Source organism: Microbacterium mcarthurae, assembly GCF_046064585.1.
Classification (GTDB): domain Bacteria; phylum Actinomycetota; class Actinomycetes; order Actinomycetales; family Microbacteriaceae; genus Microbacterium; species Microbacterium mcarthurae.
In genome coordinates this window covers 344,982-362,007 of sequence record NZ_JAROCE010000002.1, presented here as the reverse complement: position 1 = coordinate 362,007, position 17,026 = coordinate 344,982, and the positions used below count along the sequence as shown (strand labels likewise).

At 68.2% G+C, this 17,026-nt stretch carries 17 protein-coding genes; 12 read left to right on the top strand and 5 right to left on the bottom strand.

Features of this window, described 5'->3' with window-relative positions:
• Nucleotides 1–71 precede the first annotated feature (71 nt).
• Genes rpmB through rpsN form a run of 3 tightly spaced genes read left to right on the top strand, consistent with a single transcriptional unit; the run spans nucleotide 72 to nucleotide 786 of the window.
• Entirely contained in the window at nucleotides 72–308 is a 237-nt protein-coding gene (gene rpmB / locus P5G46_RS08310) for a 50S ribosomal protein L28 (RefSeq protein ID WP_013584774.1), read from the top strand.
• Nucleotides 308–478, top strand: coding sequence for a 50S ribosomal protein L33 (gene rpmG / locus P5G46_RS08305; RefSeq protein ID WP_013584775.1), 171 nt, complete (start codon nucleotides 308–310; stop codon nucleotides 476–478). The genes rpmB and rpmG overlap by 1 nt, the downstream gene beginning before the upstream one ends.
• 2 nt (nucleotides 479–480) lie before the next feature.
• Complete coding sequence (gene rpsN / locus P5G46_RS08300) at nucleotides 481–786, top strand: 30S ribosomal protein S14 (protein WP_239277189.1); 306 nt, start codon at nucleotides 481–483, stop codon at nucleotides 784–786.
• Between the two features lie 82 nt (nucleotides 787–868).
• On the opposite strand, the gene P5G46_RS08295 is transcribed toward rpsN, so the two are convergent.
• Complete coding sequence (locus P5G46_RS08295; protein ID WP_408905451.1) at nucleotides 869–2,827, bottom strand: ETX/MTX2 family pore-forming toxin; 1,959 nt, start codon at nucleotides 2,825–2,827, stop codon at nucleotides 869–871.
• A gap of 544 nt (nucleotides 2,828–3,371) precedes the next feature.
• On the opposite strand from P5G46_RS08295, the gene P5G46_RS08290 reads away from it, so the two are divergent.
• Together P5G46_RS08290 and P5G46_RS08285 are read left to right on the top strand one after the other, a co-directional pair.
• The gene (locus tag P5G46_RS08290; protein ID WP_022878194.1) at nucleotides 3,372–3,659 is read left to right on the top strand and encodes an HU family DNA-binding protein; all 288 of its coding nucleotides are present in this window, start codon (nucleotides 3,372–3,374) and stop codon (nucleotides 3,657–3,659) included.
• Between the two features lie 79 nt (nucleotides 3,660–3,738).
• Nucleotides 3,739–5,736 carry a bifunctional copper resistance protein CopD/cytochrome c oxidase assembly protein gene (locus P5G46_RS08285; protein WP_239275450.1) on the top strand — a complete coding sequence of 666 codons (1,998 nt, stop codon included), beginning with the start codon at nucleotides 3,739–3,741 and terminating at the stop codon, nucleotides 5,734–5,736.
• Between the two features lie 14 nt (nucleotides 5,737–5,750).
• Here P5G46_RS08285 and P5G46_RS08280 read toward each other — a convergent pair whose 3' ends face one another.
• Together P5G46_RS08280 and P5G46_RS08275 are read right to left on the bottom strand one after the other, a co-directional pair.
• Nucleotides 5,751–6,830: a hypothetical protein gene (locus tag P5G46_RS08280; protein ID WP_239275452.1), complete on the bottom strand. Its 1,080-nt coding sequence runs from the start codon at nucleotides 6,828–6,830 to the stop codon at nucleotides 5,751–5,753.
• A gap of 56 nt (nucleotides 6,831–6,886) precedes the next feature.
• Nucleotides 6,887–7,753: an NAD(P)/FAD-dependent oxidoreductase gene (locus P5G46_RS08275; RefSeq protein ID WP_239275454.1), complete on the bottom strand. Its 867-nt coding sequence runs from the start codon at nucleotides 7,751–7,753 to the stop codon at nucleotides 6,887–6,889.
• Between the two features lie 19 nt (nucleotides 7,754–7,772).
• On the opposite strand from P5G46_RS08275, the gene P5G46_RS08270 reads away from it, so the two are divergent.
• Nucleotides 7,773–8,228: a MerR family transcriptional regulator gene (locus tag P5G46_RS08270; protein ID WP_239275456.1), complete on the top strand. Its 456-nt coding sequence runs from the start codon at nucleotides 7,773–7,775 to the stop codon at nucleotides 8,226–8,228.
• A gap of 9 nt (nucleotides 8,229–8,237) precedes the next feature.
• A complete protein-coding gene (locus P5G46_RS08265) occupies nucleotides 8,238–9,614 on the top strand; it encodes an ATP-dependent DNA helicase (protein ID WP_239275458.1) in 1,377 nt (458 codons plus the stop codon).
• 30 nt (nucleotides 9,615–9,644) lie between these two features.
• Here the strand turns inward: P5G46_RS08265 and P5G46_RS08260 are convergent, their stop codons facing one another.
• Nucleotides 9,645–10,298, bottom strand: coding sequence for a biliverdin-producing heme oxygenase (locus P5G46_RS08260; RefSeq protein WP_239275460.1), 654 nt, complete (start codon nucleotides 10,296–10,298; stop codon nucleotides 9,645–9,647).
• 171 nt (nucleotides 10,299–10,469) lie between these two features.
• On the opposite strand from P5G46_RS08260, the gene P5G46_RS08255 reads away from it, so the two are divergent.
• From P5G46_RS08255 to P5G46_RS08235, 5 genes are all read left to right on the top strand, one after another.
• A complete protein-coding gene (locus P5G46_RS08255) occupies nucleotides 10,470–11,738 on the top strand; it encodes a serine hydrolase domain-containing protein (protein ID WP_408905623.1) in 1,269 nt (422 codons plus the stop codon).
• A 7-nt stretch (nucleotides 11,739–11,745) separates the two neighbouring features.
• Nucleotides 11,746–12,615 (top strand): EamA family transporter, encoded by an 870-nt coding sequence (locus tag P5G46_RS08250; protein WP_239275462.1) that lies wholly within the window; start codon nucleotides 11,746–11,748, stop codon nucleotides 12,613–12,615.
• 74 nt (nucleotides 12,616–12,689) lie between these two features.
• On the top strand, nucleotides 12,690–13,022 hold the full coding sequence (locus P5G46_RS08245) for a DUF3140 domain-containing protein (protein ID WP_239275464.1): 333 nt from the start codon (nucleotides 12,690–12,692) through the stop codon (nucleotides 13,020–13,022).
• A gap of 44 nt (nucleotides 13,023–13,066) precedes the next feature.
• Complete coding sequence (gene corA, locus P5G46_RS08240) at nucleotides 13,067–14,065, top strand: magnesium/cobalt transporter CorA (protein ID WP_239275465.1); 999 nt, start codon at nucleotides 13,067–13,069, stop codon at nucleotides 14,063–14,065.
• 73 nt (nucleotides 14,066–14,138) lie between these two features.
• Nucleotides 14,139–15,623 (top strand): amino acid permease, encoded by a 1,485-nt coding sequence (locus tag P5G46_RS08235; RefSeq protein ID WP_375095385.1) that lies wholly within the window; start codon nucleotides 14,139–14,141, stop codon nucleotides 15,621–15,623.
• A gap of 30 nt (nucleotides 15,624–15,653) precedes the next feature.
• On the opposite strand, the gene P5G46_RS08230 is transcribed toward P5G46_RS08235, so the two are convergent.
• Complete coding sequence (locus P5G46_RS08230) at nucleotides 15,654–16,985, bottom strand: APC family permease (protein ID WP_239275466.1); 1,332 nt, start codon at nucleotides 16,983–16,985, stop codon at nucleotides 15,654–15,656.
• Nucleotides 16,986–17,026 lie beyond the last annotated feature (41 nt).

Sequence of the window (17,026 nt, the reverse complement as noted above, 5' to 3'; positions counted from 1 at the left end):
CCGGACGGGGGTGCAGACAAGGGATCTTGGGTGGCACCGTCCGGTGTCACGGTACAGAAGGAGACACCACCATGGCAGCAGTGTGCCAGGTGACTGGAGCGGTTCCCGGCTTCGGTCACAACATCTCGCACTCGCACCGCCGGACGAAGCGCCGCTTCGACCCGAACGTGCAGAAGAAGACCTACTTCGTTCCGTCGCTGGGTCGCAACATCAAGCTCAACGTCTCGGCGAAGGGCATCAAGGTCATCGACGCTCGCGGTATCGAAGCCGTCGTCCGTGACCTGCAGGCGAAGGGCGTGAAGCTGTAATGGCGAAGAAGGCTCAGGACGTCCGTCCGATCATCAAGCTGCGTTCGACCGCCGGCACGGGGTACACCTACGTGACGCGCAAGAACCGCCGCAACAACCCCGACCGCATCGTGCTGAAGAAGTACGACCCCGTGGTCCGTAAGCACGTCGACTTCCGAGAGGAGCGCTAAGCATGGCTAAGAAGAGCAAGATCGCGCGCAACGAGCAGCGCAAGGTCGTCGTCGAGCGCTACGCCGCGAAGCGCGCCGAGCTGAAGAAGACCCTGGTCGACCCCAACGCGACCGAAGAGGCCCGCGAGGCCGCCCGCGTGGGCCTGCAGAAGCTGCCCCGCAACGCGTCGCCCGCGCGCGTGCGCAGCCGCGACGTCATCGACGGCCGCCCCCGTGGCGTGCTGACGAAGTTCGGCGTCTCGCGCGTCCGCTTCCGCGACATGGCGCACCGTGGCGAGCTGCCCGGCGTGACCAAGTCGAGCTGGTAAGCACCGATTCACCGCAAAGGGCGGGGGTTCCGTGAGGAGCCCCCGCCCTTCGTCTTTCGATCCGGGGTGACCTCTGCCCCGGTCAGTCAGCCTTGCGCGTGAAGGTGATGAGTTCCTCCGACTCGCCGATTCCGTTCGCGCTGGTGACGTTCCTCGCGACCTCTCTGCTGTTCGAGTAGAGGCTGCCCTTGGGGCTGAGATAACTCTTCAATCCCACGACTTTCGTGCCCTTCGGGAGGAAATAGGCGTTGGTTTGGGGCGACGACAGCCAAGGGTGGTAGGTGTACGCCGTGCCGTTCGAGATGTACGACAACCAGCTGTGCCAGGAGTCACCCATGGTGCCTCCCAGAGCGGACGTCACGCCCGTCGCGATCACGGAATTGCGATACTTCAGCGAACCATCCGGCAACAGGTATGCGTGCGCGCCGACAGCCTTGGTTCCCGCAGGAACCTGATCCTCCAGGGTGGGCTTAGCCGAGGGCGTGGTCCCGGGGGGCAGGTCTTGCGGAGAGAAGGCGCCCGACCACATGTATCCCGCTCCGTTGCTGACGAAAGTGAGCCAGGTCTCGTCGAAGTTCATCCGGCCTCCGGTCGCGGAGGTGACGTTCTGCGCGATGAGCACGTTCTTGTAGTACAGGTCTTTGGCTGGCGTCAGATACGCGTGGAACCCTACGGCGCGCGTCCCCTTGGGCCACTTCCCCTCCGTCCACTTGAAGACGTCGTTATCGCGAAGATGCCAGCTATAGGCCTGCCCGTCCTTGCGCACGAGCGTCGTCCACTCGTTTCCGTACGACTGGCCGCCCACGACACTGGCGACGTTCGTTTCGATTACCCGGTTGTCGGCGTTCCGGTAGTTGAAGGTGTACGTGAGGGTGTTCTCCGCGGTCAGGAAGAGCCTGCTCCCCACAGCGGTCGCTCCCGGAGTCAGCGGCTGCGCCTCCCGCGGAGTGCTCTCCCAGTTGACGAACTGAGACGGGGTCGTGCACGCGATCACGTCGCGCAGAAGCTGGGGCTTCCCCGATGTGCCGACGGCCGTTGGGACGAAGGCACCCGCGCGTGCCGCTTTCCGTGCGTGGGGGGCAGCCGTGGGGGAGGCAGAAGCCGTCGGGGTGGGGGAAGCCGTCGGGGATGCAGTCGTAGGACTCGGTGTCGGGGACGGGGCAGTCGGGGCAGGTGTGGCGACCGGCAGCACGGAGTCGGTCACCTCGGTGCGCGCCGAGGACGCCAGGTTGGCCTTCCAGTGGACGGACGAAGTGAGGCGCAGGACGTCGCCGTCGGGCTTCGCGCCCGGGAAGAGCGGACCTTGGCCGGGATCGCGCGTCATCGCAGCGAGGCGGCCGATCGGCACCGACACGGACGTGCCACAGCGATAGATGACGACGTTGCCCTGAAGCGTGGCGTGCAAAGTGAGGTCGGCCTCGTAGTCACCGATGTCGACCCACTGCTGGATCCTCACCTTGTGTCCGGGTCGCACCTGGGCGCTCTGTGCCGAGGACGTCACCGTGACGGAGTCCTCGGTCCAGGTCGACTGCTGGTCCGTGTAGTTGTAGCTGACGGTGATCTCGCGCTTGAAGTCGGACTCGGAGCTGAAGATGCCCTTGATCTCGACCTTGGCTTTCGACGTCATGCCCAGTGTCAACGACGTACCGAAGCTGTTCTGTCTCGTGAAGACCGTCTTGTCGGTGTGGGTCCACGACTGGGAGACGCTCGTGAGGGTGAGGGGCGGTTGGTCCCGATCCTCGGGGTTGATGGGGTTGGCCAGGGAATGGTCGAAGAAGACCTTCCGCCCGCTGGGCGTGAACGTGCCATTCTCCGCCGTCATCTCTCCTGGCACAAGAGTGACGCGAGACACGTCGAACGTCGCGCCCTTGAGTTCGGGCGCATTCTTCAACGCTTCCTCGATCTTCGGATCGCCCTCAGAGACCGCGGCGGCGGCGGGAGCGGTCGCAAGCACGGTACCGGCGGGGACCGCCAGCAGCATCGCTGACGCGATGCATAACGCGGCGAGAGTGCGTGGTGTTCGTGGTTGGGTGAACGTCATCGTTACTTGACCCTTCGGTTGGTGTTGTGAGTCGCGGACGTCGGTGCCCCGAGCCAGGGAGACGTGGTCCGAGAGCCTCGCCGCTCCGCGCAGCGATGCTCACCCGGTTCCTCGCCGAGGACAATGACTTCGTCGACTCTGAAAGTCGGGGTGAGAGCCTTGTTCGTCGAATCGATTTGATGCTCCTCCGGCGTCATGCGGCGGGGATTCGTCGTTGCGGGCGGGTCCGCGCGCCGTCGATCGTTCGAGCGGGGGCTCGACCATCGGCTAGACCCTTCCCCGCTGGAGTTCACCCGATCAGCGGGAGACGGCGCGATCGATGGCACACCGCGGCCGCGGTGTTCCCTGCTTCCGGAGCTCCGACCGGTCTCTGCACTCGCGCTCGAGAGCGACACGCCGACCCTTCGCGGGCGAGATCCGTCAAAATCCGCGTAATTCCGCGGTTCGGTTGATACTGTCGAGGCGGTCTCCCGACCACCGAGGAGAATTTCCTCCTCGTCCGAGTAACGAGAGGCGACACGACCGTCGCCTGGAGGACAACCACATGGCCGACAAGTCCATCACCAAGACCGAGCTCGTCGCGAGCATCGCCAGCGCGACCGGGCAGAGCCAGTCCGCCGTGTCGAGCGTGCTCGACTCCCTCTTCTCCACCGTCTCCGAGGCGGTCGCCAAGGGCAGCAAGGTCTCGATCCCCGGCTGGATCGCATTCGAGCAGGTCGCGACCTCCGCTCGCACGGGCCGCAACCCGCAGACGGGCGAGGAGATCTCCATCCCCGCCGGCAAGCGCGTCAAGGTCACCGCGGGCTCGAAGCTGAAGGCCGCCGTCAAGTAAAGCGACAAAGACCTGTCGAGAGGGGGGATGCCAGCCGGCATCCCCCCTCTTGTCATCCCACGCGACGTAGGCTTGGGGGGTGAATTCCCGAGCCCTGCGCGTGGCCGGACCCGTCATCCTCGTCGTGGTCTCGGTGGTCTGCGTCGTCGCGGGCCTCGTCTACGGCGGCGGGGCCGCCCCGTCGCTCCTGGCGGACCCCGGCCCCGTCGTGCGCTGGGGTCTTCCCCTCGCGACACTCGCCGTGAACCTCTCCGCGGCGACCATGGTGGGCTCGCTCGTGCTCGCCCTCTTCGCGCTGCAGGCGGGCGAGCGGCCCTTCGAGATCGCGCTGGACACGGCATCCATCGGCGCGGCGATCTTCACCGTGGCATCCGCGGCCACCGGATTCTTGACGTTCCTCAACGTCATCAACGCAACCCCGACGCTCGACGCGGTCTTCGGACAGCAGCTGGGGCGCTTCCTGGTCGAGACCGAGATCGGTCCCGCGTGGCTGATCACCACGATCGCCGGTGCCGTCCTCACGGTGCTGACCTTCGCCGTACGGACGTGGATTCCGACGCTCCTCGTGGCGATCCTCGCCCTCGCGTCCTTGATCCCGATGGGCACGCAGGGGCACGCCGGTACCGAGGCCAGCCACACCGCCGCGGTCACCTCGCTCGTTCTCCATATCCTCGCCGCGGCCGTGTGGCTCGGTGGACTGGTTCTGCTCGTCGTGGTGCGGCCGGCCATGACCCGACCGCAGCTGCAGACGACGCTTCTGCGGTACTCGACGCTCGCGCTCGTCGCCTTCCTCGTCGTGGCGATCTCGGGAACGGTGCGCGCCTCGATCGGGCTGCTCGGATGGCAGAACCTCCTCTCGCCCTACGGCGTGCTGGTGTTGGTCAAGGTCACGGCGTTGATCGCGATCGGCCTCCTCGGCGCGTGGTACCGCCGGCGCCTCATCGCGCGCATGAGCGACGACGACGGATCGCGGCGGTTCTGGGGTGTCATCCTGCTCGAGCTGGTGTTCATGGGCGTCGCGAGTGGTGTCGCCGTCGCCCTGGCCCGCACGGCTCCGCCGGCGAGCGCGCTGCCCCCGATCGGCCAGACCCCGGCCGAGGTGCTCACCGGGTCGCCGCTCCCGCCCGAGTTCACGATCGATCGCTGGTTCACCGCCTGGGACGTCGATCTGCTGTGGGCGTTCGTGGCCGGTTTCGGTCTCTTCTTCTACCTCGCCGGCGCGTGGCGTCTGCACCGCCGGGGCGACGCGTGGCCGATCCATCGCACGGTGCTGTGGTCGCTCGGTATGGTCGCGATCTTCTGGGTCACGTCGGGCCCGCTGAGCGTGTACCAGGACTACCTGTTCAGCGTGCACATGATCGAGCACATGCTGCTGTCGATGGCGATCCCGCTGCTGCTCGTGGCGGGCGCCCCCGTGACTCTCGCTGCGCGTGCCATCCGCAAGCGCGACGACGGCACGCGCGGCGGCCGCGAGTGGATCCTGTGGGCCGTGCACAACCCCGTCGCGACGGTCCTCACCAACCCGTTCGTCGCCGCGGGACTGTTCATCGGGTCGCTGTGGGCGTTCTACTACACCGACCTGTTCCGGTGGTCGCTGTACGACCACATCGGCCACATCTGGATGGTCGCGCACTTCCTCATCACGGGGTATCTGTTCGTGCTGAGCCTCATCGGCATCGACCCGGTGCCCTTCCGGCTGCCGTATCCGGGGCGGCTCCTCGTGCTGATCACCGTCATGGCCATGCACGCGTTCTTCGGCATCGCGATCATGATGAACTCCGGGCTCATGGCCGCCGAGTGGTTCGGAGCCATGGGTCGCGAATGGGGTCTCACACCTCTCGAGGACCAGTACGCGGGAGGCGGCGTCGCGTGGAGCGTCGGCGAGATCCCGACCCTGATCCTCGCGATCGCCGTCGCAATTCAGTGGAGCCGCAGCGACGAGCGTCAGCAGCGTCGCCGCGATCGCCACGTCGACCGGGTGGGTGACGTCGAGCTCGACGAGTACAACGCCGAACTCGCGCGCCTCGCCGCCCGCGATGCCCGGCTCGCCGAGCGTGAGGCCGCACGCGGACGCTGAGGCCCGTCGCTTCGTCAGTCGGTGCGTCCGCCGACGGTGATGGATGCCGAGCCGTCGGGCTGCACGCTGATCTCCCCGTCCACGGTGAAGGGCACGTCCTCCTCCACCGTGCGGACCGAGCCGTCGAAGATCGATCGCACGTCGACCTCGATACGCGCGACGGCCTTCGCCGAAGGAATGCGCCACCCGGCACCGTCGGGAACGACCGACACGGTGGGCTGCTGGACGATCGACCAGGTCGGGGCGTCGTCGATGCGGTTGCGGACCGTGAACCCGAAGGGGCAGCCGGTGGGCTGGAGCACCTCCTGCTCGGCGCAGGAGGTGAGGAAATCCTCGACCCGCTGCTGCACGACCGACACGAACTCCTCGGTCGGTTCCGCCTGCACGTCGACGGGCACGCCGGTCAGAGGGGCATCGGCGAGGATCGCAACGCCCGGTGTGGCCGAGATCGCCGTGTCGACGGCGACGGAGTACAGGCCCGGGGAGAACACCAGGAGGGGTACGGCGGCGGACGGGTCGGCATCCACCCCGTCGACGGAGACTTGACGTTTGTCGACTTCGAAGCCGTTCACCGAGAACCTCATCGATCCCCGCACGGTGAGGTCGACGACGGCGAGGGGGCTGACGTCGAATCGCCAGCGTGGCGCCACGCCGATCCAGCCGTCCTGCCGGACGACGAAGGTGGTGCGACCGTCGTAGGCGGCGGCGCGGTAGGCGACGGTGACGCGGGTCACGTCGCCGTCGGTGACCTCTTCGACGACTCGGGTGTCGCCGATCCCCTGCAGGGCGTCGGAGCGCAGGAGCGCTTCGGACGCGGTCGCCGGGAGGCCGGCGGCCTCGAGCTCGGCCGAATCCACGGCGACGCCGGGGACGGCGAGCGCCTCCGCCGCGCGTCGGTCCTCCAGGAGCTCGAGATAGTGCAGCACGAAGGCGCGGGGGCTGTAGAGCTCGCGATAGGTGGCTGCGGCGCCGGCGCCCAGCGCGGCGAGGAGAAGAGCCCCGACGAGCCCCAGGATCGTGAGATCGCGGGCGAGGCGACGCGGACGCGCGGCGGCAACCTCGGGTGCCGTCGGTCCCCCACCCGCGCTCTCCACGCCCCCAGTCTAGGAAGCTCGCCTGCGAGCGGGCGGAATGCGTCGCTCCGCAGGTGTCATCCGCGGGCGGCGAGGCGCTGCACGATCGCAACGGCCGCGAGCTGTCCGGCCGCGATCGCCCCGGCGAGACTGGCCATCGGGCCGGGGAAATGATCGGCGTGGGCCATGTCACCCGCCGCGAAGACGCCCTCGACACTCGTGCGTCCGAACGGATCGACGCGCACAGCACCCGATTCCTGGAGTTCCAGACCCAGCTGGGCGGCGAACGGCGCCCGTTGCCGGGACACCGGGGCGACGAACGCGCCCGCCACCTCGACGGTGCCCCCGTCTTCGAGGGTCAGCCGCAGCCCGGTTGCGGTGCCGTCGGCGCGGGTCACGGCGGCGGGGTCGAGGACGACCACCTCGGATGCCACCGGCCGGAGCATCGACTCCAGCATCGCCGCATGCGGGGAGGCGTTCAGCACGGCGACCGGCCGCCCGGCGAATTCGTGTCCGTGACAGAAAGGACAGTTGGCGACGCGATCACCCCAGTGCTCACCGAGCCCCGGGATGGCCGGAAGGTCGTCGGAGAGACCGGTGGCCAGGACGAGGTGCTCGGCGTGCAGGACCTCTCCCTCGATCTCGACGCGCACGCCGTTGTCGTCGGATGCCACGGCCGAGACCGTGGCATCCCGAACCTCCACGGTGGCGTAGGCGGCGAGTTCGTCGCGGCCGCGGCCGCGCAGGTCGGCGGGAGCCGTGCCGTCGTTGCCGAGGAGATTGTGCGCGTGGGGGACGGTGGCGTTGCGGTACTCGCCCGAGTCGAGCAGCAGGGTTCGCCGGTGCATGCGGCCGAGGGTGAGAGCGGCTTGAAGGCCGGCGGGGCCGCCGCCGATGATGATCGCCTCGTACATGGGGTCCCTTCCGTTTGCGTTGCGGTCCATGATGTGACTTCATGTCGACATGAAGTCAAACGGTGAGTCCATCGGCGATGCCGCGGCGCGGTTCGGTCTCGAGACTCACGTCCTGCGGCACTGGGAGGACGAAGGGCTCCTCCACCCCGCGCGCGACCCCGCGGGGCGACGCCGATTCGGCGACGACGACCTGGTGCGGATCGCCGTCGTGCTCCGGAACAAGGCGGCGGGGATGTCGCTCGAGCAGATTCGCGTGCTCCTCGACGAGGGCGCACCGGATCGGCACCGCGTTCTCCAGGAGCACGTCGCCGAACTCGACCGTCGTGCGGCTGACATCGCGCAAGCCCGCGCGATGACCGAGCACGCCCTTTCGTGTCGGGCGCATGACATCACCCAGTGCCCGCGCTTCCGTGCCCACATCGACGACGTTCTCGCCGGAGAGGCCCAGTGGCTCGTCGTCCACACCGAGCCGCCCCACCGTGCCGCGGGCGCGCCCGCGAACTAGCATGAACCGGTGACCACGCCACCTCTCTCGGCCGAGCAGCAGGCGCTGTTCCGGCTGATCGAGGACACGCGCGAGCACGTGTTCGTCACCGGCCGCGCCGGTACGGGCAAGTCGACGCTGCTGCAGCACCTGGCGTGGAACACGAAGAAGCAGATCGCGGTGTGCGCCCCCACCGGCGTCGCGGCGCTCAACGTCGAGGGCCAGACGATCCACTCGCTGTTCCGCTTGCCGATCGGACTCATCGCCAACGGAGACATCGAGCAGAACGACGCGACCCGCAAGATCCTCAATGCGATCGACACGCTCGTCATCGACGAGATCTCGATGGTCAACGCCGACCTCATGGATGCCATCGACCGCTCGCTGCGTCAGGCCCGCGGTCGTCGTGCCGAGCCGTTCGGTGGCACGCAGATCGTGATGTTCGGCGATCCGTACCAGCTGGCCCCCGTGCCTCCTCGCGGCGACGAGGCGCGGTACATCCGTGACCACTACCGGTCGTTCTGGTTCTTCGACGCGAAGGTGTGGTCGGGAGAGGCCGCGACCGACGGGCTCATCGACATCGGTCGGCACGGCGCCGACCTGCACGTCAATGAGCTGGTCGAGATCCACCGCCAGTCTGATCCCGGCTTCAAGACGCTTCTGAACGCCGTACGCTACGGCCGGGTCACCGCCGAGATGGCGGGGGTGCTCAACAGCGCCGGCGCGCGCACGCCCCCCGACCCGGCGGATGGCGAGCACCCCGTGATCACGCTCGCCACGCGCAACGACCGCGTCAACGAGATCAACCGGCGCCACCTCGACGAGCTCGTCGGCCGTACGCAGACCGCGAACGCCGAGATCTCGGGCGATTTCGGCCGCGGCGAGGCCAACTATCCGGCCGAGCTCGCGCTGACGCTCAAGATCGGCGCCCAGGTGATGTTCCTGCGCAATGACGCCGGGCAGTTCGGTGAGGCTCCGCGCTGGGTCAACGGCACCATCGGCACCGTCACGCGGATCGCCGGCGACAGCGTGCGCGTCGAGGTCGACGGCGTCGAGCACGACGTCGAGCCGGCCGTCTGGGAGCGCTATCGGTACGCCTACGACCCCGGCACGAAGAATCTGTCGCGCGAGATCGTGGCGGAGTTCACGCAGTTCCCGCTTCGTCTGGCGTGGGCGGTCACGATCCACAAGTCGCAGGGGAAGACGTACGATCGCGCCGTCGTCGACCTCGGCGCGGGGGCCTTCGCTCCGGGGCAGACGTATGTGGCGCTGAGCCGGCTCACGTCGCTGGACGGCCTGTATCTCACGCGGCCGCTGCGCCCGAGCGACATCCGTGTCGACGAGGACGTCCGCCGTTTCATGAAGCAAGCCTGGCTCGGTCGGCAGCAGGCGGCGCAGGTGACGTGAGCGGGCCGACCGCCCGGCGCGCTCTCGTGGTCAGGCCACCCGGCCGGCTTTCGCGCGAGCCAAGTCGGCGCACAGCTCGCTCGTGAAGCGATAGGCGACGAGCACCTCGTCGATGACGCGTTCCTTCTCGTCGTCGTCCCAGGGCGCGGCATCCAGCTGCTCGCGATAGACGCGCTTGAAGGCGGTGGGATCGGCGATGTCGGCGAACAGGTACAGGCCGATGCCATTGGTCTCGAACCCGAAGCGCCGCTGCAGCAGGCGGCCGATCGAGGGACCGCCCGAGAGGTCGCCGAGGTAGCGCGTGTAATGGTGGGCGACGAAGCCGCCGGGCCACCGGGCGGCGAGCCGTCGGATGCGCGACACATAGGCCTGGGTCGTGGGCAGGGGCGAGATGCGCTCGCGCCAGTCGGGGCCGATCAGGAATGCGAGGTCGGCGCGGATGGCGGGCAGGCGTGTGAGCTTGTCGCTGAGGAACACCGACACCACCGGGTCATCGCGCAATCGGTCGGCGCCGGCCTCGAGGGCTTCGTAGATGAACCACTGCTGTGCGACGTGGGCGATGTAGTCCTCGCGGGTACCCGCACCGGTGATGAGGTCGACCATGAAGTCTGCGAGTTCGGAGGGCGCGTGCGCGGCGCTCGAGCGCTCCCGCAGCGCGGCGGAGAACGAAGCGACGGCCTTCATGCGGACATCATACGCAACGAGTTAGGTAAACCTAACCCCTGTTTGCTGCGGGATCACGCAGATGTGATGCAGACGTGACTCCGCGCGAGCGCAAGCCGCCACGGCATGTGTTCCGCGTGTGTTTGAATTCTTCGGAGGCGCGCTTCGTCGCGCCGGGAACGTGGGGTGAGTATGCGGGGATGGCGTCGCGCAGCGACCCTGGCGGTCGCGGGAGCCGGTGTCCTCGCCCTCGTCCTCTCCGGGTGCACCCCGCAGGCGTCGGCGGACGTCGACGTTCCCGAGCAGGTTCAGACCTCTCTTCCTGAAGAGACCGTCGCGCAGTTGCAGGATGCCGTCACCTCGGCGATGGCTGTCACGGGTTCCACCGGCGCGATCGTCGGCGTATGGGCTCCGTGGAGCGGCACGTGGGTGACCGGTCTCGGAACGCAGGGACCCGGAGGTGCCGAGGTCACCGCGGACATGGGCTTCCGTGCGGCCGACGTGACGCGTGCCATGACGTGCGACATCGTCTACGAACTCGCGGAGGCCGGCACATTCTCCCTCGACGATGCGGTGTCGACGTGGGTCAGCGGACTGCCGGGCTTCGATGACATCACCCTGGGGCAGCTGTGCGCCGGAACGTCCGGCCTGGGCTCGTACCAGCCGATCCTGGCGAACCAGGTGCTGAGCAACCCCGGCCGTGGGTGGAACGAGCGCGAGCTCATGGCCTACGGCGTCGCCAGCCCGCGCCGCAATGAGCCCGGTGCGGCCTTCGCCGACTCCGACACGAACTACCTCCTGGCCGGCCTGGCCGTCGAACGGGCCACCGGTCAGGAACTCTCGACGCTCATCGCCGAACGGGTGGCTCAGCCGCTCGGCCTCGACGCGACCTCGCTTCCCGGCCCCACCGCCGCGGCGCCCTCCTCCAACGCTCTCAACGGTTACTGGTCGCAGCCCAACGCCGATGGCGCCTGGAACTGCAGCGACCCGGGAAACTACACGGTGTCGTCGGCGAGCTTCGGCGCGGGAGATTCCGGCGCCGTCACCGACATCACCGATCTGGGGCGGTACGCCCAGGCCCTGGCCTCCGGCGCGCTGCTGTCCGAGGAGAACGATCGCTTCGCCGCGCCCCTGCCCGTGAGTGCCGATTCGCCGACGTGGTTCACCGCCGCGGGGGGCGCCTATCAGGCGGGATCACTCATCGGACAGTACGGCTCCGCACCCGGATACATCGTCGGCGCGTTCGCCGACCCCGAAACGGGTATGTCGGTCGCGGTGGTCCTGAACAATTCCGGCGCCAACGGGATAGCCGGAGCGTGGCTCGCGTGGGAGCTCGCGGCGATCGCCTCGAAGGCCCCGGCGGCCGACGGCCGGAGCGTCCCCGAAGCGGGCCTTCCCTGGACGGCGCAGCAGATGCGCGACAACCTCGGGACGATCGCGATCTGCCCTCCCGCGCAGTGACCGCACGATGACCGCGGGTCTTGGTCGGAATTCCGCCGCGGCGCTCGTCCTGATCGGCCTGACCTGCCAAGAGGTGGGGGCGTCTTTCGCCGTCATGCTCTTTCCGCAGACGGGGCCCCTCGGCATCGTGATGCTGCGTCTGGTCTTCTCGGCGCTGCTCCTGCTCGCCATCGCGCGTCCACGTCTGCGTGGTCACAGCCCCGCGGCGTGGCGCTCGGTGAGCTGGTTCGGTGTTGTGCTGGCATCCATGAACGGGCTGTTCTATCTCGCGCTCGAGCGTCTCCCCCTGGGCGTGACGGTCACGATCGAGGTGCTCGGCCCGCTCGCTCTATCGATCATCACCGCGAGCGGCGTCGGCCGCTGGCTGTGGGCAGGGCTGGCGCTCGCCGGAGTGGTCGCGCTGGGGGCCGGGGGATGGGACCGGCTCGATCCGCTGGGCGTGCTGTTCGCGCTGGCCGCCGCCGTCAGCTGGGCGCTCTACATCCTCGCCTCGGCACGGGTGGGGCGGGAGTTCCCCCGGCTCGACGGCCTCGCCCTGGCGATGACCGTGGGCGCCGTGCTGGCGTTGCCGTTCGGCGTCGCGCAAGCGGGGGAGGTGTTGCTGCGCGGCGAGATCCTCGCCCTCGGTGCGGCGGTGGCGCTTCTGTCGTCGACCGTCCCGTACGCGCTGGAGCTCATCGCTCTGCGCCGTCTCCCGGCCTCGGCGTTCGCGATCATGATGAGCCTCGGGCCGGCGACGGCGTCCGTGGCCGGCTTCCTGCTGCTCGGCCAGCACCTGTCGTGGCTCGAGCTCTGCGGCGTCGCCCTGGTCATCGCGGCGAGTATCGGCGCCGTCCGGTCCGCGTCCCGTCGAACGACCACCGAGCCCGTCGGCTGACCCGATGGATGCCACGTCCCGGCCCCCGGCGCAAGGGTCGGCCGTCGCAGCGCGTCGCGGATCAGGATGACGGGATGAACGATGACGACCAGCAGACCCGTGCCGACTTCGACGACGCGGTGAACATGACCGCGAGCGAGCTGAAGAAGTGGCTCGACACCGACGAGTCCAAGGCGGTCGGGCAGAAGGACGGCGGCGGAGAGTCGACGGGGCATCGCAGCGGGCGTCGGATCGTGGAGATCCTCGGGAAGAAGAAGGCCGACCTCACGGATGCCGACCTCGCGCATATGCGGAAGGTCGTGGGGTACGTCAAGCGGCACCGAGCGCAGCGGCCGAAGGGCGACGTGAGCGACACTGACTGGAGGTACTCGCTGATGAACTGGGGTCACGACCCGCAGAAACACTGAGCGCCACCCTCATCCATCGCCCACCCCTGAGGGGGATTCTCATCATGCCCATCATCGACAGCGCGGTGTACGTCGACGGTCACCGCATCCAGAACCCGTCGAGCCTGGACCAGACTTTCGAGTACATGGAGGCCCACGGCGGCATGGCGTGGATCGGTCTGTTGCGTCCGTCTCCGGAGGAGCTCGAGCGAGTGGCGGCGGAGTTCTCGCTGCACCCGCTCGCCGTCGAGGATGCGCTCGCCGGACATCAGCGTTCCAAGCTGGAACGGTACGGCGACAACCTCTTCGCGGTCCTGCGCCCGGCGCGGTACATCGACGAGACCGAGACCGTGGAGTTCGGCGAGCTTCACGTGTTCATCGGGCCCGAGTACGTCGTGACGGTGAGGCACGCGGAGGTGCCGGACCTCTCACGGGTCCGTCGCCGGATGGAGGAGAACCCCGAGCTGCTCGCGCGCGGGCCGGAGGCGGTTCTGTACGCCATCCTCGACGAGGTGGTCGACCAGTACGACCCTGTGGCGCGGGGTCTGCAGAACGACGTCGACGAGATCGAGGATGAGCTGTTCGAGGGCGGCGATGCCGAGCTCACGCAGCGCATCTACGAACTGGCGCGCGAGGTCATCCACTTCCAGCGTGCGACCGACCCCCTCCGCGACATGCTGCAGGCGCTGTTGCGCGGGGCCGACAAGTACGGGGTCGACATCGAGCTGCAGCGATCGTTGCGCGACGTGCTCGACCACGTGCTGCGCCAGAGCGATAAGGTCGCGGCGCTCCGCGCCATTCTCGACAATGCTCTCACCGTCAATGCGACGCTCGTCGCTCAGCGACAGACCGCGACGTCGCTCGAGCAGAACGAACAGGTGAAGAAGATCTCGGGATGGGCGGCGATCCTGTTCGGCCCGTCACTGGTCGGGGCGATCTACGGCATGAATTTCCGGAACATGCCCGAGCTCGACTGGACCCTCGGTTACCCGATGGCGTTGAGCCTCATGGCCGCGACCTCCCTGGGGTTGTGGCTGACGTTCAAACGCAAGCACTGGTTGTGACCCTGCCATCCGCGGGGCGCGACGGGCGGACCCGCACGCGCCGGATGCCGAAGATGAGCGGGTGACTGACACCATTGCGACAGGCTTCGGCAAAGATGCCGAGCCGACATCCACATCCACCGTGCAACTCGAGGACGCCGGGTACCACAAGCGCCTGAACTCCCGACAAGTGCAGATGATCGCCATCGGCGGCGCCATCGGCACGGGCCTCTTCCTCGGCGCGGGCGGTCGTCTCGCCCAGGCGGGACCGGCCATCGTGCTCTCGTACGCCGTGTGCGGGCTGTTCGCCTTCTTCATCCTGAGGGCGCTCGGAGAGCTCGTTCTTCACCGCCCGACCTCCGGATCGTTCGTGTCCTACGCGCGCGAGTTCTTCGGAGAGAAAGCGGCCTTCGTCTCGGGCTGGTTCTACTGGATCAACTGGGCGACCACGACGATGGTCGACATCACCGCGGCGGCCCTGTACATGAACTTCTTCGGGAAGTACGTGCCGTGGATCGGCGCCGTCCCCCAGTGGGTCTGGGCGCTGGCCGCGCTCGTGACCGTGCTCGCGGTCAACCTCGTATCCGTCAAGGTGTTCGGCGAGCTCGAGTTCTGGTTCGCCCTCATCAAGGTCGCGGCGCTCGTCGCATTTCTCCTCGTCGGCACCTACTTCGTGATCTTCGGCACCCCCACCGGGGGAACGGTCGGCTTCTCGCTGATCGCCGAGAACGGCGGCTTCCTCCCCAACGGCATCCTGCCCGCGATCATCCTCATGCAGGGCGTGGTGTTCGCGTACTCCGCGGTCGAGTTGATCGGCACGGCGGCGGGCGAGACGAAGAACCCCGAGAAGGTCATCCCCCGTGCGGTCAACTCGGTAATCATCCGTGTCGCCGTGTTCTACGTCGGCTCGGTGCTGCTCCTCTCGCTCCTGCTGCCGTTCACCGCGTACTCCAAGGACGAGAGCCCGTTCGTGACGTTCTTCGCGTCGATCGGGGTGCCGGGCGTCGACGTGATCATGAACCTGGTGGTCCTCACCGCGGCGTTGTCGTCGCTCAACGCGGGGCTGTACTCCACGGGCCGCATTCTGCGCTCGATGGCGGTGGCGGGTTCGGCGCCGAAGTTCGCCGCGCGGATGAACAGGGCCGGTGTGCCGTACGGCGGGATCGCCATCACGGCGTGCGTCGCGGTGGTCGGCGTCGTGATCAACTTCGTCGCGCCCACCGACGCCTTCGAGACGGTGCTCAATGTTGCGGCCGTCGGCATCCTGGTGACGTGGGCGACGATCGTGGCGTGCCAGATGCGGCTGAAGTATCTCGCCGACCGCGGGCATCTCGTCCGGCCGTCTTTCCGGCTCTTCGGGGCGCCCTACACGGCGTATCTGACGCTCGCGTTCCTCGCCGCCGTGCTCATCCTGGTGTTCATCGACTCGCCCGCGACGGCGCTGGTCGCGCTCGTGGCGAGCGTTCTCATCACGATCGGCTGGTTCGCCTGCCGCGCGCGCATCGCCGAGCTCGCCGCGGAGCGCGAGGGCTACACGGGCGCGTTCCCCGTGGTGCCCAGCCCCTTCTCGCGCGACTGAACGCGGCCTCGCCGCGGTGGCGTGGGGGCGTCACCGCGGCGAGTCGGGGCGGGACTCGTCCCGGCGCAGGCCGACGCGGGCGAGCACGAACAGCACCACTCCCACCGCGAGCAGGATGGCGCCGAACAGCCACACCGTCGGGCTCTGCTGACTCAGCAGGACGATGCACGAGGCGATTGCGAGAACGGGCACGATGGTCCACACGCGGAAGTGATCGTGATCGGTGCGGTCGCGGCGCAGGACCAGGACCGAGACGTTCGCGCTCAGGAAGACGAACAACAAAAGCAGGACGACGGTCTCAGCGAGGAGCGTCAGGTCGCCGACGAGCGTCAGCAGCATCGCGACGAGCGTGGTGGCGACGATAGCGACCCACGGTGTGCGTCGACGGCGGAGAACCCGCGACAGCACCCGGGGCAGCAGTCCCTGCTCGGACATGCCGTAGGCGAGGCGGCTCGCCATGATCATAGTAAGCAGCGCCCCGTTGGCGACGGCGATGAGGGCGATGAGGCTGAACACCCAGGACGGGATCGCGACACCGCTCGCTTCAACGACGGCCAAGAGCGGCCCGCTCGAGCGGGACAGCTCGTCGGCCGGGAGGGCGATGCTGCTCGCCAGACCCACGAGGACGTAGACCACACCGGCCGTCACCAGAGCGGCGAACAGTGCCCGCGGGTACACCCGGGACGGGTCCTTCACTTCCTCCACCATGTTCGCCGAGGTCTCGAACCCCACGAACGAGTAATACGCGATCACCGCCCCGGCGAGCACAGCCGTCGCCGCGTTGGTCCCTTCCGGCGTTTGCCCGACGCGCGACACGTCGCCGCCGCCCCCGACGACGAGGACACCGACGACGACCACGACGATGACGAGTCCGCTGACCTCGATCGCCGTCATGACGAAGTTCGCCCCCATCGATTCCCGGATGCCGCGCGCATTCAAGGCGGCGACCGCGGCGAGGAAGACGATGGCGACCGGCGCGACCGGAAGCGGGAGAAACGTCCGCAGGTATTCTCCGGCGAAAGCGATGGACAGGCCCGCGGCGCTGGTCACCCCGGCGGCCAGCATGCAGAAGCCGACCAGGAAAGACACGAGGCGATTCTTGAACGCGCGCTCGGCGAAGACGGCGGCGCCGCCGGCGCGCGGGTACTTCGTCACCAACTCCGCGTAGGAGCCGGCGGTGAGTAGAGCGAGCAGGAGAGCGACGAGCAGCGGTGCCCACAGCACCCCACCGACCCGCTCGGCCAGGACGCCCATGAGCGCGTAGACACCCGCGCCGAGGACATCGCCGAGGATGAAGGCGAACAGCAGAGGACCGCCGATGCCCCGCTTCAATGTGGAAGGTCGCCGAGTCTCTGTGGTCACCGGCCGACCGTAGGGACCGTGACGTATTCGCCGAAGCGGGT

Excerpts from the sequence above, each read along its gene's own strand:
- rpmB (WP_013584774.1), top strand. The coding sequence starts at position 72 with ATGGCAGCAGTGTGCCAGGTGACTGGAGCGGTTCCCGGCTTCGGTCAC.
- rpmG (WP_013584775.1), top strand. The coding sequence starts at position 308 with ATGGCGAAGAAGGCTCAGGACGTCCGTCCGATCATCAAGCTGCGTTCG.
- rpsN (WP_239277189.1), top strand. The coding sequence starts at position 481 with ATGGCTAAGAAGAGCAAGATCGCGCGCAACGAGCAGCGCAAGGTCGTC.
- P5G46_RS08295 (WP_408905451.1), bottom strand. The coding sequence starts at position 2,827 with ATGACGTTCACCCAACCACGAACACCACGCACTCTCGCCGCGTTATGC.
- P5G46_RS08290 (WP_022878194.1), top strand. The coding sequence starts at position 3,372 with ATGGCCGACAAGTCCATCACCAAGACCGAGCTCGTCGCGAGCATCGCC.
- P5G46_RS08275 (WP_239275454.1), bottom strand. The coding sequence starts at position 7,753 with ATGGACCGCAACGCAAACGGAAGGGACCCCATGTACGAGGCGATCATC.
- P5G46_RS08270 (WP_239275456.1), top strand. The coding sequence starts at position 7,773 with ATGAAGTCAAACGGTGAGTCCATCGGCGATGCCGCGGCGCGGTTCGGT.
- P5G46_RS08260 (WP_239275460.1), bottom strand. The coding sequence starts at position 10,298 with ATGAAGGCCGTCGCTTCGTTCTCCGCCGCGCTGCGGGAGCGCTCGAGC.
- P5G46_RS08255 (WP_408905623.1), top strand. The coding sequence starts at position 10,470 with ATGCGGGGATGGCGTCGCGCAGCGACCCTGGCGGTCGCGGGAGCCGGT.
- P5G46_RS08250 (WP_239275462.1), top strand. The coding sequence starts at position 11,746 with ATGACCGCGGGTCTTGGTCGGAATTCCGCCGCGGCGCTCGTCCTGATC.
- P5G46_RS08245 (WP_239275464.1), top strand. The coding sequence starts at position 12,690 with ATGAACGATGACGACCAGCAGACCCGTGCCGACTTCGACGACGCGGTG.
- corA (WP_239275465.1), top strand. The coding sequence starts at position 13,067 with ATGCCCATCATCGACAGCGCGGTGTACGTCGACGGTCACCGCATCCAG.